Genomic DNA, 15145 nt, shown 5'->3' on the forward strand with positions numbered 1-15145 from the left:
TTTTAGAATTAGAATTTAATGCTCATGCTCGCCGTTAAACGCGCCGGGTTTTGCGGCGCCAAACGGAACGACCAGTATTGCTGGTTGGTAAGGTTATCCAGCTTTAGGCCAAAACGGTATTTCGGCTGGTCGTAAAAAGCAGTGGCATCAATAATGGTGTATGCTGGGATGGTAAACTTAGCTGTAGCTGTATTGGTTTGGTAGGATTGACTGCCGTGGTTACCGCCCATCCCAAAGCCCAAACCTTTTACCTTACCATCCATAAACTGGTAACTGATCCATAGGTTGGCCATTTTATCCGGGCCGGATGCTGCGGGGCGCAAACCTATAACACTGGCATCTGCCTTTGTATAAACACTGTTATTGTAGGCATAGCCCGCAATGATGTTCAATCCCCGCAAGGGGTTGGCGATTAACTCTGCCTCCACACCTTTGCTGAGCTGGGTACCGTCCTGGAGACTAAAGGCCGGGTGATCAGGGTCGGTACGGAGTGTGTTGGTTACCGAAATGTGGTAATAACTAATGGTCGAGCTGATCTTATGATCCCAAATATCTAGTTTTACCCCGGTTTCCCATTGATTGGCGTATTGGGGCTTAAAGGTAGTTCCCGTAAAATCGGTACCTGCCACATTGCTAAATCCGTTCATATAGTTGCCAAAGACCGAAACCCGGTCCTTCAACACCTGGTATACCAACCCAAATTTTGGCGAAAGGGAGGTCTGGCCGTATTTACCCGCTGCAGAGTCAACCTTCGGGTAATAAGTTCCCTTGTTGTTAATCCTGTCTACCCGCAAACTGGCCATCATGCTAAGCTGGTCGGTAAGGTTGATTACATCGGATGCGTAAGCGGCATAAATGGTTTGGTTAGTTTGATAATAGGTATAAGGGGCGGTAGCTGCTAATGAATTTACCTTATCAACGTTGTAATTATCGTATGCTGCTCCCGGATGTTTAAAGTTGATGGTCGGCATGGTTACAGTGGCGTAATCACGGTTACTTTTCTGGTTGTAGACATCGATACCTATCACAACGCGGTTGCGTAAACCGGCTACCTGTACATCGCCGATCACGTTTTCCTGCACATCGGTACCATAATAGGGGAAATCTTCCTTTTGTAAACTCTGCTTTAAAGTAGAATCAGACACACCGGTTAACTGCGTTACAAAGCCTTTGGTGGTCGAAAATGTACGCGTAAAGGCAGTTTGCGATTTCCAATGTTCAGATAGTTTATAATTTATCTGCCCGAACAAGTCGAACTGCTGACTGTTGTAATCCAGGCTGTTATTGATAAAGGACAAGTTATAGTTGATCCCCAAATCTTTGATACTATGCACCTTACTGGATGCACCGGTAAAAGGGGCAAAACGGTAAGCTGATGTAGCATTGTAATTGCTAATTTCTGCATCCAGCTGAAGATCAAGGCGATCGTTCACTTTATATGAAAAACTTGGTGCGAAAAAGATGCTCCGTGTAAAACCCTGGTCCTGGAAGCTGTGTTCGCTGTGCACGGCGGTATTGATCCTGAACAAGGCAGTTTTATCTGCATTTAGCGGGGTATTGATGTCCGCAGTTAAACGGTTCAGATCGAAACCACCGGCTGAATAAGTTACCTCGCCTTTAAAGGTATCGAACGGCTTTTTGGTTACCCGGTTAAATAAGCCGCCGAATGAAGCCAGCGTACTGCTGAATAAAGTACCCGAAGGGCCTTTGATGGCTTCGATCTTTTCGATATTGGCCGGGTCGACACTGTTATAGTCAAACCCTGAAATGCCATTCCTTACCAGGTTTTCTGTAGTAAAGCCCCGGGAAAGTAATGAACTGCGACCGTTATTATACACCAGCGGAACGCCAGCGCCCGGGATATTTTTATAAGCATCGTTAAAATTGGTTACGGACTGTTCCTTCATCAATTCACTGGTAACTACGCTGTAAACTTGCGGGTTCTCCAGGTTTTTTAAGGGTAGCTTGGCCACATCGATAGTTTCCTTTTTTAGAAATTTATTGGCTTTGTAGGATTTGATATATACCTCGGTCAATTGTTTCTCATTCTCTGTTAAAACAAAATCAAGCACCTCCGTTTTGGCGGCTGTGATGGTTACTTGTTTCGATTGTGTATTGAGGCTGATGAAACTGGCCACAATAGTATAAGTGCCCGGCTTGATATTATGAATGGTATAATGCCCGCTTTGGGTAACTGATGTACCCTGATCGGTTTCCCTGATTTGAATATTGACAAATTCAGCAGGCTTACCGTCTGATGTTTTAACGGTGCCTTTTAAAGTACCGGCTGTTTGCGCAAAAGCAGCGCCGGCGAAAAAAAGTAAAAACAGGAAAATAAGTGAAGAATGGATGCGTGACCGGGATAATGAACATGTAAAAGAGAAATACATAAATTGCACAAAATGATGATGGTTAACAGATCGTTGTTATTTGCCGGGTATGAAGTTTCGACGCAGAATACCCGGCTTTTTTATTTTTTGGCAAAGTTATTCTTATTTAGATTAATTACAAATAATGTATTTTAAATATTCCAAGATGTCGATAAGGTTAGCCCCATACAAAAAACGCTCACAAAAAAGCCCCCAAATTGGAGGCTTTAAATGTAGTCCGGTGGGACACCAGGACTAAGTGAAGAGGGGCATGGATTCGACTTAAGGCTTACTACTATCGACTGCAGACTTAACATTAATTCCTGTTCCAAAAAGCAGGTGGTTCAATTCCTAACGACCGCAGGTAAACATAACCCTGCGCCCTGTGATGGATTTCGTTATCAATCCAATACAGAATTATGTCGGACGTTACTCCTTCATATGCGCCAAAAGCCAGCATAACTTCCTGGAAACGCTGTTGAGGGATCAGGGGCCAAAGGGTGTCGATTTTATAAGTCACATCATCCCATAAACTCAAAATTTCGTCTTTTGTGCAAGCCATTGTAGTACCGGAATGCTGACTGATCTTTTCTACAGGCGTAGGTTCATCCTGGAAGAGTTCCTGGAGGCCGGCATCCGCAATGCCTATGATCTCCTTTACCATCATCCCAAAGGAACGCATCTCGCCTATTGAATAATTAAATAGCTTATCCTCTGGGAAGGCTTCAATCACCTGCCTTGTTAACCGGCGATGGCCCTGCCAATGATTTAATATGGAAACAGATGTGGTGAATCCCTCAACCACATTGCTTGTTTGTTGTTTGATTTGATTGTTTTCCATTGTTGTGTTACTTTAATTGATTTCATAACAAAGAAAAGAGGGGGGAGTGACAACCCTATGTCAGCAGGGGGGAAGATATTTGAAGTAATAAAAAAGAAAGCGCTGAATTATTTAGCTAATGACCCCGATTTTTATGTTAAGGCGTATTTAAAAATGAAAATACCTATGTTTTATTTTTAAAATTCTCGTTTCGAATATCCCATGCTGATTTATCTTTTTGAAATTGAATTTCAAAAGATTTTATCATTTTTAAATATTCAAATTTGGCAAATTCATAAGGTGGTATTTTCACAAACCATTTGACTTCAGAGCCAATGTTTTCTGGTTGCCAGTCCTTTGTTGTATCCAAACCAATTCTGCGCCATTTTACCACATCATTAATGCATTCTATTTCGGCAACAATTAGCGTACACGAAAAATCACGATCATCCGGACACATTAAGATCGGACAAATGCTTGTAGTATTTAAATGAGGCAAAATTCGATTCCAAACTATTTTGCTTTCAGTATCAATTTCAATGGCAAAAAGCAAAGTTGGGATTGTTCCTTTATACATTTCTCCCGGATAAAACTGATCCAATTTTTCATCCAGCCATTCGCCGTCAATTTTAATATTGAGGAAATCGTCATATATCTCATAATTGCTTTTGTCTATTTGCGCCTCAATTGTGTTCATAACATGCAATTTAGGAAAACTAATAACAAGAAACCCAGCCAAATTAACATCGTTTAATCACAGCGTGACATCTTTATACACCTAGCGGAGATTTAAAATCAATTGATGATATTTATTTTACTAAATCATCCAGCTAAAATAACCCATGGAAGAAGAACAAATACTTAAAGCCCTGAATGCACACTGGGACGCATCAGCAGTCGGCGATACAAATGCAGAACATGATATTTACGATGAAAATGCCATTTGCGATTATCCACAGTCGGGTGAGCGGATCTTGGGACGAAGCAATTTGCAGGCCTTGCGGAGTCATCATCCGGGTAAGCCATCAGGCTTCAATGTCAGGCGAATTGTAGGGAAGGGTGATCTTTGGGTCACGGAATACACCATCAACTACCAGGGGCAATCGTCGTATACCGTAAGCATTATGGAATTCCGCAACGGTAAGGTTGTACACGAGACACAATATTTCGCAGATCCCTTCGAGGCACCAGCCTGGCGAAATCGATGGGTTCAACAGATCGTGTGACGCCCCCTTTACTTTTTTAACCAAAAAACCCGCTATATTGTTATCTATAGCGGTTTTTTGTGTGGAAGACGGAAACGCCGTTGTTAATTTGGCGTACTGACCGCTTACAAATAATCTTTTGAAACCATCCACTTTAAAATTCTTCCCAATGCAATTTCATTCCGGTCTGCCGGTGTAGACGCCATAATAACTTTATCCTTTGTAGGTATCGGCACCACCCGTCTTTGATTATCTTTTACTGTATACACTTCAAAATTCTGAGCGTTGTTGCCGCCTGTGAAGCTTATTTTCACCACGGTCAAACCGTTGGGCAAACTAAAGTCATAGCTGTCAACATCAGTGTTTGCACTGACGTCCTTAAAACGTCCTATTAATTTTTCGTTCTGTTCAATTGACTTGTCTTCCTTCATCACTATCGGCCAGCCCCTGTCCCGACCCACCACCGTATAATCAGCAGCAATCGGAGGGTTCATGCTTTTATAGGCAATAAACTCGGTTACCTTTCCAGCATCGAGGTCATCATTAGCTATTATATTGGCACCGCCTATAAGCTTTGCGAACGATTTTTCGGCCCCTAACCTTGATATCGGAAAAACGGCCACCTGGTTCGCCGTTAAAAATGTAAAGCGATAATAAAAAAATGAGTTATCACCATGAGGGGGTACAAAATCTGTCGCCAGGACGGCAATGATCAGTTTTTTTCCTGATAAGGAGTAAAGTTCAAAATTGCTTGTAAGACCAAAATTTGTTTTGATCTTGTTAACCCTCGCCAGGTCCTTACCGTCCACGTTAATCACGTTGTTTTTATAGTCGATCTTTTGCGCAAAAGCATGACCAACAATGATCACTGCAATAAACAGGATTGCTAATTTTTTCATTTGATTTGTTTGTTTGATTTTTAGTTTGATAATGGTAAACTGGATCTTAATTACTTGATTTTAGAGGGGGAAAAGCAGGTCAAGATTATATCCGTGGCTTTAAACGTTTGCCGGGGTTTCCGGGTTACAATATTTCACACAATTATACGATTAAAAGCGGCAACCACCTGTTTTAAAATTGACGTTTCATAACCCATTTGATGGCCTACACAAAAGCCGATAACTGTTAGTTATCGGCTTTTGTGCGGAACCAGTGCAGGAGTTAGAACACCTTGAAGATATTTTTCTGATAATCAATAATATAATTAGCAGTAGAAATGATCTCAAAATTATGATAAAATTGCTAATTTGTTTGGACATGTAATGACTGCAATCTCACTGCCGGCATAAAATGTTCATTCGGACCGCAAACTATTCACCGGGTTTACTATCGCCGCCTTTACCGCATGATAGCTGATGGTAATAACAGCCACCGTAACCGCAAGCAGCCCTGCCCCGGCAAACATCCACCATTGGATATAGATGCGGTATGCAAATCCCTGCAGCCAGCTATGCATCACGTACCAGGCGATCGGCGAAGCGATGAGAATGGAAAGGAATACCAGCTTCAGGAAATCTTTTGAAAGGAGACCGTTAATCGACGATATACTTGCTCCGAGTACTTTTCTTATGCCTATTTCCTTGGTGCGTTGCTCAATAGTAAACGCTGCCAATCCGAATAGTCCCATGCCTGCCAGTACGATAGTGATAACCGTAAAGATGCTGAATATGGAGGCCAGCCGGTCTTCAGCTTTGTACCGGGCATTAAAAGCGTCATCCATAAATGTGTAATCGAATGGCATATCGGCGTCATGCTTTTTATAGATTTTTTGTATTGCCCCAAGCAATGTTGGCAAATTAGTATGGGGTTTTATTTTCGCAAAAAGGTACGATCCTCCCTGGGTTTTCCAATATTTCGCAGTGTCGGGAAGGATCCAAAGGCCTATAGGTTCAATCGGATCTTCAAGGGAGCTAAAGTTGAAATTTTTAACGACACCTGCCACCTCAGTATTTTTGGGGTTTGATTTAATATAACTGCCAACCGGGTTTAACGGCAAATGCAGTTCTTCAACAGCCAGCTCATTGAGCACAACCTTATTTCCTGTGCTCAAATTGGCATGAGCCAACGGCGGATATTTCCATTTAAGTCCGAGTAACTGGAAAAAATCTTTGTCGACAACAAGCGAAGGAAGCGATACCGTTTCGTCTTTGGTTTTACCGGGTATTCCGAACCTGTCGATATAACTAAACATGCCGTATCGTGACGTTGCTGCGGTGCTGACAGCCGCTAATGCCCTAATTTCATGGTTAAAACCAGCATAATTTTTGAAATTAGGGCCAACAGGGATCATTACAACATTCTCACGATCGACACCTATATCTGTGTGTCTGAAAAAGTAAAGCTGCCGGTCTATAATAATTCCGCAAATGATCAACGCAACGGATATAGTGAATTGCAGGGTCGTAAATATTTTTCGGATCATAACGCCGCCTGATTGTTTACCCATTTTGCCTTTAAGTGTGACAACAGGTTTAAAAGCTGACAGCACCAGTGAAGGATAGCTGCCAGAGATTACCACAGTAACCAGTAATAATATGAATAGCAGGGACAGGATCAGGGGACTATAAAGGAATGAATCATCTATTTTCAGTTGAACGACATTAAAAAATACCGGTTTAAATAAGTAACACAGTGTGTACCCTAACAGGAAAGATATAGTTGCAAAGACAGCCGATTCGATATAGAATTGCAGCGCAACGCTCTTGCGGCTCGCCCCAGATATTTTACGCACGCCTATCTCTTTCGCCCTCACCGTGGCTCTGGCGGTAGACAAACTCATGTAATTAACCAGGGCAAGCGATAAGATCAATAAGGCCACTAAGGGAAATATAGTGAGGTATTTTAAGTTTGCATCGTCCCGCGATCTGCTATTCAAATGCTGATCAACAATGGGTAACGCTGAATATATCGTTTTGGCATGATCCTTTTCGTGGATAAAAAGCGATTTAAGTCCGCGTGCTACTGCCGCAGTATCGGAGCGGTGTTTTAATAACAAGTAGACATCAAAATTACCACCGCCCAATTTTTGATCTCCTAAATAAGGTTTAGCCTCTTTGGTTGCTGCGAAACCTGATACGGATGCTACAAAATTGTATTGAATGGACGAATTGGAGGGGCAATTCTCTGACACTCCTGTAATCAGATAGGTATGCGCGCTATCGGTCTTGATAGTAAGTGTTTGTCCTACCGGATTTTCATCACCAAAATATTTTTTAGCAATATCCTTTGCTATTACCACCGAAAATGGTTTTGACAAAACCTGTGAGGACTGTCCGGAAAGCAGCTTAAACGAAAAGAAATTGAAAAAGCCCGCATCAGCAAATAATAGTTTGTCTTCGGTAAATTTCCTTTGAGGTAGTTTAGGGTTACTTACCACCACTGCCGGCCCGAAATAATTCATCGTACGCATGTAATCCTCCACGACCGGGAGCGATTGTTTTAGGATAGGGCCGGATGCGTAGGTCATTGGATTCAGGTCACTCGACGGACCATCCGTTATAACGCGCCCTTTTGGCTTAAATATCCTGTCGGCATTTTTGTGAAAACGGTCATAGCTATGCTCATGTGCTACATAGATCATGATCAGCATACAAACAGATAACCCGACGGCCAGGCCTGATATGTTAATCAGGCTGAAAAGCCTTTGGCGTACCAAATTGCGCCAGGCCATTTTGAAATAGTTTCTAAACATAAAGCTGCGGTTAAATTTCTTAGAAGACCACTTCTGTGTGGTTTCATGGTTCGAAATTACCGCCGCAAACCGGACGCTGCGTCCCAGTTTATAAACTGGGAACTCTTTTTTCAGATCGTTTTTATATTCCGCCGGGCTTTTGCCCGTCATTTCTTTAAAAATACGGTTAAAGGTGCTTTTTGAATTGAAGCCGGAATCGTAAGCAATGCCCAGTAAAGTGATATGATCATATCTGGCGTCCTGCATTTTCTCAATTACTGCGGCAACGCGATATTCGCTGATGAAATCATGGAAGTTTTTTTTGAGCGCCGTGTTGATGATCCGGGACAATTCATGAGGGGTCAGGCCAAGCTTGTCAGCCAGCGAGTTCAAATTGAGTTCCGGGTCCTGGTAATACGGGTTGGCTTTCATGACTTGCTTCAGCCAGGTACCTTTTTGCTTCAGTTCGGTGGGGAGCAATGGTTTTATAAATGCGGGCGTTTCAGCCGGCCCGCCAGCCAATGCCCTTACATAAGCTGCAGCCGCTATCCAGATGACCATCCCTGCCAAAAGGAGGTACAACGGATAATAAGCGTGTATGCCTGGCCGGTAATGATAACCAAAATAATCAATGGCTGTATAAGGGATCCATAATAGCCACAACAAACCGAAACTCCTCAGCAAGCGGTGTAGCCACCAAAATTCATATCGGTATCGATCGCCGCCGCTAAATTTTAGTCGTTTGTAAAAGCGCTCAATCAAACTGTAGGACAGGTAGAGGTACGCGCATACCGAAATAAAGGTTAGCAATTGCAACACGGAGTTCAGTTGCTGAAAAATCGGTGTATCATAAGTAGCTGCTCCCGTTTTTATGCTTTCGTCTATCTCCAATACCAACGCGCCAGTTTGCAGTAGTAATGGGCTGAAATGCAGGAGGTGCAGGAACCTGAATTTAAGTTCCGGCCGGGTTGTTTTAAGCACATAAAAATAAATGAACGGGCCAAGCGCCAGCGAAAATTGCAGCGGCAGCCAGCTCCAATGAGAAAAATAAGCTCCAAGATCAATGTCCCTGCCCAGTACCCAAAGTAGCCATAGCACCATCGTAGCCAGGGCCAAACTCAAAAAGCGGTTTGCAGCGCGTTTAACCCCTTTGGTGAATCCCAACTGCAAAGCAAAAGTCAGCCCAATAAATATCGCCCCCACGAACGCCAGGTCATAAACGTTGATATGTAATGTAAAGGCGTTCAAAGCGGTTTTAGTACTTCAATCCGTGTTCCAAATCGTTATCTTACTGATATTAAGCAAACTTAAGTTTATTTGCAAATAAGTTATGTAACAATAGCGGACAGCAGACCGTACGGTTTTGAATTGCGCATTTCATATACCTGATTTAAACGATCATTTTTTATCCCAAAGTGTTTTGACATATTCTAATAGAAACAAAAACGAAATGGCGGGAAAAGATTAATAAAAAATCTTTCCCCGCCATTTACGGCTTTGCAAAGAATATGTGGAAGAAGTGACTCGAACCCCCACGCCGTGAAGCGCCACAATTCGGAATATTTATTTTTGAACTTTTAATTTCGCTTTCCCAAGATATGCAGTCAGTTGTTCAAAATTCATTCCTTGAATTTCGTTGGATATTTTTTCCTTTATTTCTCTAAAGGTTTTTACGGTATCAAAATCTTTGATTTCCTTATTCTTCATTTTCATAACCTACAAATTAATAAGTATCGAAATAAAATTTTTGCTGCATAGCGCAAATATAGTTTTTACAGCAACAAAAAACCCAGCCAAATTGACCGGGTTTAAATGTAGTGCGGAAGAAGGGACTCGAACCCCCACGCCGTGAAGCGCCAGATCCTAAGTCTGGTGCGGCTACCAATTACGCCACTTCCGCAGTTAGGATTTTTATGAGGTTGCAAAGATAGCTTAAAATAGTAAATTATAAAATGTTTTTTGCTTTTACCTGTATCGGGTTAACAGCCAATACTTTATTTTTAAAGCATCCGATAAAACACAGGTCTGGCAGCAAAAAAACGGCAGAAAAATCAAACCAGCAGCTTAAAACGCTGCCAGTTTGATTTTTGATATTTATAATGCAGGCTCCAATTTAGTTGTTACGCCAACCCTGTTCCAGACATTCATGGTTATAATGGCCATTATCAGTTGGGCAAGGTATACCTTGTCAAATAACGCTGCTGCCTTATCATAGGTTTCGTCGGACACCTTGCCGCTGATGAGGGTTACTTCCTCGGTTAAGGCAAGTATGGCACGTTCCTGCTCGTCAAAAAACGGCGTTTCCCGCCAGGAGGTTAATCCATAAATTCTCCGTTCTGTTTCGCCGGACTTACGGGCATCGCTGGTGTGCATATCGAGGCAGTAGGTACAACCGTTAATTTGCGAGGTGCGGATCTTTATCAAATCCTTGTGTTTAGTGGTTAAGCCTGTACTTTCAATGTAGTTTTCCATGGCCATGATGGCTCTGTATGCTGCCGGATCTGCCTGGTTGATTTTAATTCTGTTGCTCATGATCTTGTTGTTTTGATAAGACAAAGTTGCAGATCAAACACCCTCAAAAAAATGAACCACGGTTAAGAAATTAACGTGAGTTCGGCATAAAGGTTGATAGAATTTTCAACTATTCAGATCTTTGATAAAAATACAAGCGCTGATAATGAGCGTGTTTCATAGCGTTCCGGGTGTTCCGCTGTGAAAAATGGAACGCTTTATTAAATTTTTTTCGCCCTTAGTCTGCTCAAAAACTGCGGCGTAAAGCCAAGGTAGGACGCCAGCATATACTGCGGAACCCGTTGCATAAATTCAGGGAACCGGCTTGAAAAATGGCGATATCGTTCTTCTTCGGTCTGGTTAAATATAAATCCTATCCGCCGTTGTGAGGCTACATAGGCTTTTTGCATCATTATCCGGAAGTAACTTTCCAGGTGCGGAATCTGTTCAAACAAAATCGCCTGGTCTTTTTCGCTTAAAAACAGTACCTCGGACGGCTCAACGGTTTGGATATAGCAAGTCGATGGCTGTTTGCTCATTAATCCGTCATAATCGGTGATCCACCAGTTTTCAATGCCGAATTGGATTATTTGTTCATTAAGCTTATTGTTCACGAAATACAGCCGCAGACAACCTTTAACCACAAAATAATTTCCGTGGCAATATTTCCCGGCTTCCAGCACAAATTCCTTCTTTTTAAGCTTTTTGAGTTCCAGCTTCTCGCAAAGCAGTTGTTCTTCGGCGGGAGTTAGTGAAGTGTATTTTTTTATGTGGGTGAGAAGTTCGGGATACATATGAAGTGGAATCAGGAAGCAAGATACAAGAATCAGGATAAAAAATTAAACATTCTGACTTGACTCCTGGTTCTTGACTCTTGGCTCCATCTCCCTATCTTAGCAACATGAAAACTATCAAATGGGGAATTTTAGGCGCCGGCCGGATTGCAGGCAAATTTGCCTCGGACCTTAAGCTTGTTGCCGATGCCGAATTAATTGCAATAGGCTCGCGCACACAGGAATCTGCAGATAAATTCGGTGCTGAATTCAATATAAAAAATCGCCATGCCAGTTATGAAGCGTTGGTAAACGACCCGGAAGTTGATGTCATCTACATTGCTACGCCGCATAACCTGCATTATGAAAATACACTGCTTTGCCTGCACCACAACAAAGCTGTATTATGCGAGAAACCCTTTGCCATGAATACCCGTCAGGCTAAGGAAATGATTGATGTGGCGCGTGAAAGGAAATTATTTTTGATGGAGGCCAGGTGGACAGTATTTCACCCGCATTATAAAAAATTGCACGAAATGATAGGGCAGGGGCTACTGGGCGACGTAAGGTCGGTATTGATAAATTTTGGCTTTAAGCCTGCGCCACCTGTCCCCGCACGCATTTTTGACCCTGCTCTCGGCGGCGGCACACTAATGGACATTGGTATTTACAATGTTTTTATGGCGATGAGTGTATTGGGCAAGCCCGATAAGATAGAAGCAAGTATGACCCCGGCATCTACCGGTGTTGACGAACAATGCGCCATCCTGTTTAAATATAATAACGGTGCAATGGCGCAGTTGTTTTCTACCTTCTCATCAAATCTTGCTACTGAAGCCGATATTGCAGGGACAGAGGGGCGAATAAGGCTGACTTCACGATTTTATGAGCCGTCAGCCACGGTTGAGTACTATCCAAAATATGTGGATAGCAAGGAAATTATTGAAGTAGAAAAAGAGGCTGGGGTTGGTTACCAATATGAGGCCCGCCATGTGAATGCCTGTTTAAAACGTGGGCTAACTGAAAGTGATGTTATTCCTTTTGCGGATACTTTGTTGCTGATGGAAACCCTGGATAAAATCAGGGAGATAGCCGGGATTCATTATGCTTCGGATAAAGAATCATAAGGGTTACAACCATCGGTTGTTTAATATCGTAAGTTGCCTAAAACAAGAACTACATTTTTTTATTGTTAGTTAAAAAGCATCTTATGAAAAAACTTACCAAAACACTATTCTTCCTCGTGGTTTTATTTGGATCCGCCAAAGGGATGGCGCAGACCACCGATACAGTTAAGACTCACGGATGGATGAAGCACAAGCCCGAGGGTGCAATGCAGATCCAGGTTACTTATCGCAAAGGAGATATCAGTCAATTAAACAGTGCGCTGAATGCAAATGGGATTCCCTCAATAAAACAATCCAACATTTGGATAAACGCCTCTATGAGCCATATTTTCAACAAATGGATGGTTGAGGACGGTATTGGATTTACACCGTTTGCAAGTTCACAGATGGACGGGGTAAAGGTTAGGTATAATCAATACCAATTATTCTGGCGAATGGGTTATAACGTGTCGACTAATTCAGATTTCAGGTTATATCCGTTTGCTGGCGTTAATTTCTCGGCAGCCATGTTAAAGGTTGAGGACAAATCCGGGATCAGGAACACAAACAACTTTACAGATGAACTACTTAACAGCACAGCAAGCAAAACATTCTGGCAACCAAATTTCGGTATCGAATTGGGAGCAGGCTTCGATTATGGGATCAAACTAAAGTCTAAAAAAATGGACTGTTTTACTGTTGAACGCAGTATTCCAATAGGCATCCGGGCGGGCTATTATATTAACGCTTATGCTGGTGATTGGAAGATAGATAGCTATAAATTGCAGAACAGCCCAAATCAAAAGCAGGGCGCCGTATTTGTTTCCTTTAATATTGGATTGGGTTATAAGATCATTAAATAAATCGCGATAAAAACAGGAAGATACTCTTTATCGAATATCTTCCTGTTTTTTACTTCACATACGACTTATCCAGGAATAAATATCGCCCGCGGTCAGTTTCAGTTTGGAGTTGACTGGTAACATCAATATTCATAAATTTAACAGCACCACCGTTAACGTTTGGCTCCCATTTAGGCAGATGTTTGCCATTTGGGTTCCCCGTTTTTATAAAATTAGCGAAGTACTGTTGTATGGTTGCAGATACCTTATAATCATCGGCCGTCCAGGCGTAAACCTTGTTGTAGGGCAGGTTGCCCATAGCAAACTCAATTTCCGACGCATGTGATGCGCCAACCATTTGTTTTGGCATTTTCCCCTCATTCGGATTATTCGTTGGATTTACTTCCGGTGGCCTCGGGGTTGCGAACAAGTATCGGTAAACGGGTTTACCACTTGTTTTGGCTTGTAAATCTGCCCATTTCCAGGTGCTGTAGGCGATAAACCTGTCGCTGGCTAATGCTGTAGCAGATTTGATCACCTCGTCTTGTGTAGTGCCGGGATATAATTTCAATACTTCATCCGCATTACCGGGAAACTGTTGCTTTACCTTTTTGGTATAATTCTCGGGAGTAGGCATATCGCCGCCGGTAAATGACTGGTAGGGAATCTCTGCGGAGTTCCAGCCAACCAATAATGGCACATGCGCTTGTTCTCCGGCCTCAAAAATTTCCACGAGGGATTTAGGAAGAAAATAACCGTCGATGGTTGGCGCTAACGACCATGCTCCATATTTGGACGCCGCGTCGAGCAAATCAGTTGCAGACATTGCACGCAGATCAGCTAATGATTTGTTACCAATTTTTTCGGCGAATTTCGAGCCGTTCTTTTCCGCATTCGCTAAAGGAATAGCGGGCAGCGTAGGCTTTATCATTGCGCCGCTTTCGCCAATAGCCCCTGCAATAAGATTTTTTGAAAGGGGAGAAGCCATCTGCGCACTCACCGATATAGATCCTGCTGATTCCCCGGCAATCGTAATCTTTTTCTCGTCGCCGCCAAATGCCCTGATGTTTTCATGAACCCATTTTATCGCAGCAACCTGATCCAGCAAACCATAGTTACCGGAAGCATGATTGGGAGATTCTTTCGTCAATTCGGGATGAGAAAAGAAACCAAAAATGCCAAGCCGATAGCTGATTGTTACAACGACAATGCCTTTTTGAGCCATGCTCTCCCCGTCGTATCTCGGCTCTGACCCATCGCCGCCGACAAAGCCACCGCCATAAAAATATACCAGTACGGGTAAATGGTCATATGGCGATTTACCGGGTGTCCAGACATTTAAATAAAGGCAATCTTCACTGATCGTGTCCGCCCGGAAAATCATATCGCTGAACACCCGCTTTTGCATGGGCATATGGGCGAACTTTGTAGCTTCATGAATACCTGGGGCTTTTAACACAGGCTGTGGGGCTTTCCAGCGCAGGTCACCAACGGGCGGCTGTGCATAGGGAATTCCCTTCCAGCTTTCAATTTTTGTAGCTTTATTGTAGGTGCCATGATACTCTCCCTGCCACAAAGGAACGGTTGGATATTGCGCAAAAGCAGTATTAGCCAATAATAGCGCAGGCAGAAGCAGGCAAAAAAACGTTTTCATTTTAGGTTGATTTAAGAGGTACCAGGGTTATATTAACCAAAAATAGCAATCAGGATTGACAATTTGTTAAGTTAATGTGAGTTCGGCATAATGGATGGTGGCGTAGCGCTTACTTATCAGATATTTAAACTCACTAAAACTAAATATACTGATAATCAACATGTTTCATAGTGTTCCGGGTGTTCCACGTGTAAA

General features: G+C 42.7%; 12 protein-coding genes and 1 tRNA gene. 3 read left to right on the forward strand and 10 right to left on the reverse strand.

Annotated features, from left to right (window positions below; all coding sequences use genetic code 11):
* Positions 1-8: 8 nt before the first annotated feature.
* The 3 genes from KXD93_RS03805 to KXD93_RS03815 all read right to left on the reverse strand — a co-directional run bounded on the left by KXD93_RS03805 (position 9) and on the right by KXD93_RS03815 (position 3886).
* Positions 9-2390, reverse strand: coding sequence for a TonB-dependent receptor (locus KXD93_RS03805; protein WP_258135536.1), 2382 nt, complete (start codon positions 2388-2390; stop codon positions 9-11).
* A gap of 295 nt (positions 2391-2685) precedes the next feature.
* Complete coding sequence (locus tag KXD93_RS03810) at positions 2686-3210, reverse strand: DinB family protein (protein WP_258135537.1); 525 nt, start codon at positions 3208-3210, stop codon at positions 2686-2688.
* A gap of 163 nt (positions 3211-3373) precedes the next feature.
* Positions 3374-3886: a hypothetical protein gene (locus KXD93_RS03815; protein ID WP_258135538.1), complete on the reverse strand. Its 513-nt coding sequence runs from the start codon at positions 3884-3886 to the stop codon at positions 3374-3376.
* Positions 3887-4031: 145 nt separating this feature from the next.
* Between KXD93_RS03815 and KXD93_RS03820 the strand changes: the two genes are divergently transcribed.
* Positions 4032-4415, forward strand: a complete 384-nt coding sequence (locus KXD93_RS03820) for a nuclear transport factor 2-like protein (protein WP_258135539.1) — start codon at positions 4032-4034, stop codon at positions 4413-4415.
* Positions 4416-4519: 104 nt separating this feature from the next.
* Here KXD93_RS03820 and KXD93_RS03825 read toward each other — a convergent pair whose 3' ends face one another.
* From KXD93_RS03825 to KXD93_RS03850, 6 genes are all read right to left on the reverse strand, one after another.
* Positions 4520-5293 carry a hypothetical protein gene (locus tag KXD93_RS03825; protein WP_258135540.1) on the reverse strand — a complete coding sequence of 258 codons (774 nt, stop codon included), beginning with the start codon at positions 5291-5293 and terminating at the stop codon, positions 4520-4522.
* Positions 5294-5688: 395 nt separating this feature from the next.
* Positions 5689-9312 carry an ABC transporter permease gene (locus KXD93_RS03830; RefSeq protein ID WP_258135541.1) on the reverse strand — a complete coding sequence of 1208 codons (3624 nt, stop codon included), beginning with the start codon at positions 9310-9312 and terminating at the stop codon, positions 5689-5691.
* Between the two features lie 315 nt (positions 9313-9627).
* Positions 9628-9771 carry a hypothetical protein gene (locus tag KXD93_RS03835; protein ID WP_258135542.1) on the reverse strand — a complete coding sequence of 48 codons (144 nt, stop codon included), beginning with the start codon at positions 9769-9771 and terminating at the stop codon, positions 9628-9630.
* A gap of 111 nt (positions 9772-9882) precedes the next feature.
* A tRNA-Leu gene (locus KXD93_RS03840) sits at positions 9883-9964 on the reverse strand.
* Between the two features lie 194 nt (positions 9965-10158).
* Positions 10159-10596: a carboxymuconolactone decarboxylase family protein gene (locus tag KXD93_RS03845; protein ID WP_258135543.1), complete on the reverse strand. Its 438-nt coding sequence runs from the start codon at positions 10594-10596 to the stop codon at positions 10159-10161.
* A 200-nt stretch (positions 10597-10796) separates the two neighbouring features.
* Positions 10797-11369 carry a Crp/Fnr family transcriptional regulator gene (locus KXD93_RS03850; protein ID WP_258135544.1) on the reverse strand — a complete coding sequence of 191 codons (573 nt, stop codon included), beginning with the start codon at positions 11367-11369 and terminating at the stop codon, positions 10797-10799.
* 107 nt (positions 11370-11476) lie between these two features.
* Between KXD93_RS03850 and KXD93_RS03855 the strand changes: the two genes are divergently transcribed.
* Together KXD93_RS03855 and KXD93_RS03860 are read left to right on the forward strand one after the other, a co-directional pair.
* On the forward strand, positions 11477-12475 hold the full coding sequence (locus tag KXD93_RS03855; protein WP_258135545.1) for a Gfo/Idh/MocA family protein: 999 nt from the start codon (positions 11477-11479) through the stop codon (positions 12473-12475).
* 83 nt (positions 12476-12558) lie between these two features.
* On the forward strand, positions 12559-13317 hold the full coding sequence (locus KXD93_RS03860; RefSeq protein WP_258135546.1) for a hypothetical protein: 759 nt from the start codon (positions 12559-12561) through the stop codon (positions 13315-13317).
* A gap of 49 nt (positions 13318-13366) precedes the next feature.
* Here KXD93_RS03860 and KXD93_RS03865 read toward each other — a convergent pair whose 3' ends face one another.
* Complete coding sequence (locus tag KXD93_RS03865) at positions 13367-14950, reverse strand: carboxylesterase/lipase family protein (protein ID WP_258135547.1); 1584 nt, start codon at positions 14948-14950, stop codon at positions 13367-13369.
* Positions 14951-15145 lie beyond the last annotated feature (195 nt).

The sequence above is a fragment of the Mucilaginibacter phenanthrenivorans genome, from assembly GCF_024721155.1.
Classification (GTDB): domain Bacteria; phylum Bacteroidota; class Bacteroidia; order Sphingobacteriales; family Sphingobacteriaceae; genus Mucilaginibacter; species Mucilaginibacter phenanthrenivorans.

What these genes read in the sequence shown, in the direction of transcription:
- KXD93_RS03805 (WP_258135536.1), bottom strand. Translation starts at nt 2,390, where the DNA reads ATGTATTTCTCTTTTACATGTTCATTATCCCGGTCACGCATCCATTCT.
- KXD93_RS03810 (WP_258135537.1), bottom strand. Translation starts at nt 3,210, where the DNA reads ATGGAAAACAATCAAATCAAACAACAAACAAGCAATGTGGTTGAGGGA.
- KXD93_RS03815 (WP_258135538.1), bottom strand. Translation starts at nt 3,886, where the DNA reads ATGAACACAATTGAGGCGCAAATAGACAAAAGCAATTATGAGATATAT.
- KXD93_RS03820 (WP_258135539.1), top strand. Translation starts at nt 4,032, where the DNA reads ATGGAAGAAGAACAAATACTTAAAGCCCTGAATGCACACTGGGACGCA.
- KXD93_RS03825 (WP_258135540.1), bottom strand. Translation starts at nt 5,293, where the DNA reads ATGAAAAAATTAGCAATCCTGTTTATTGCAGTGATCATTGTTGGTCAT.
- KXD93_RS03835 (WP_258135542.1), bottom strand. Translation starts at nt 9,771, where the DNA reads ATGAAGAATAAGGAAATCAAAGATTTTGATACCGTAAAAACCTTTAGA.
- KXD93_RS03845 (WP_258135543.1), bottom strand. Translation starts at nt 10,596, where the DNA reads ATGAGCAACAGAATTAAAATCAACCAGGCAGATCCGGCAGCATACAGA.
- KXD93_RS03850 (WP_258135544.1), bottom strand. Translation starts at nt 11,369, where the DNA reads ATGTATCCCGAACTTCTCACCCACATAAAAAAATACACTTCACTAACT.
- KXD93_RS03855 (WP_258135545.1), top strand. Translation starts at nt 11,477, where the DNA reads ATGAAAACTATCAAATGGGGAATTTTAGGCGCCGGCCGGATTGCAGGC.
- KXD93_RS03860 (WP_258135546.1), top strand. Translation starts at nt 12,559, where the DNA reads ATGAAAAAACTTACCAAAACACTATTCTTCCTCGTGGTTTTATTTGGA.
- KXD93_RS03865 (WP_258135547.1), bottom strand. Translation starts at nt 14,950, where the DNA reads ATGAAAACGTTTTTTTGCCTGCTTCTGCCTGCGCTATTATTGGCTAAT.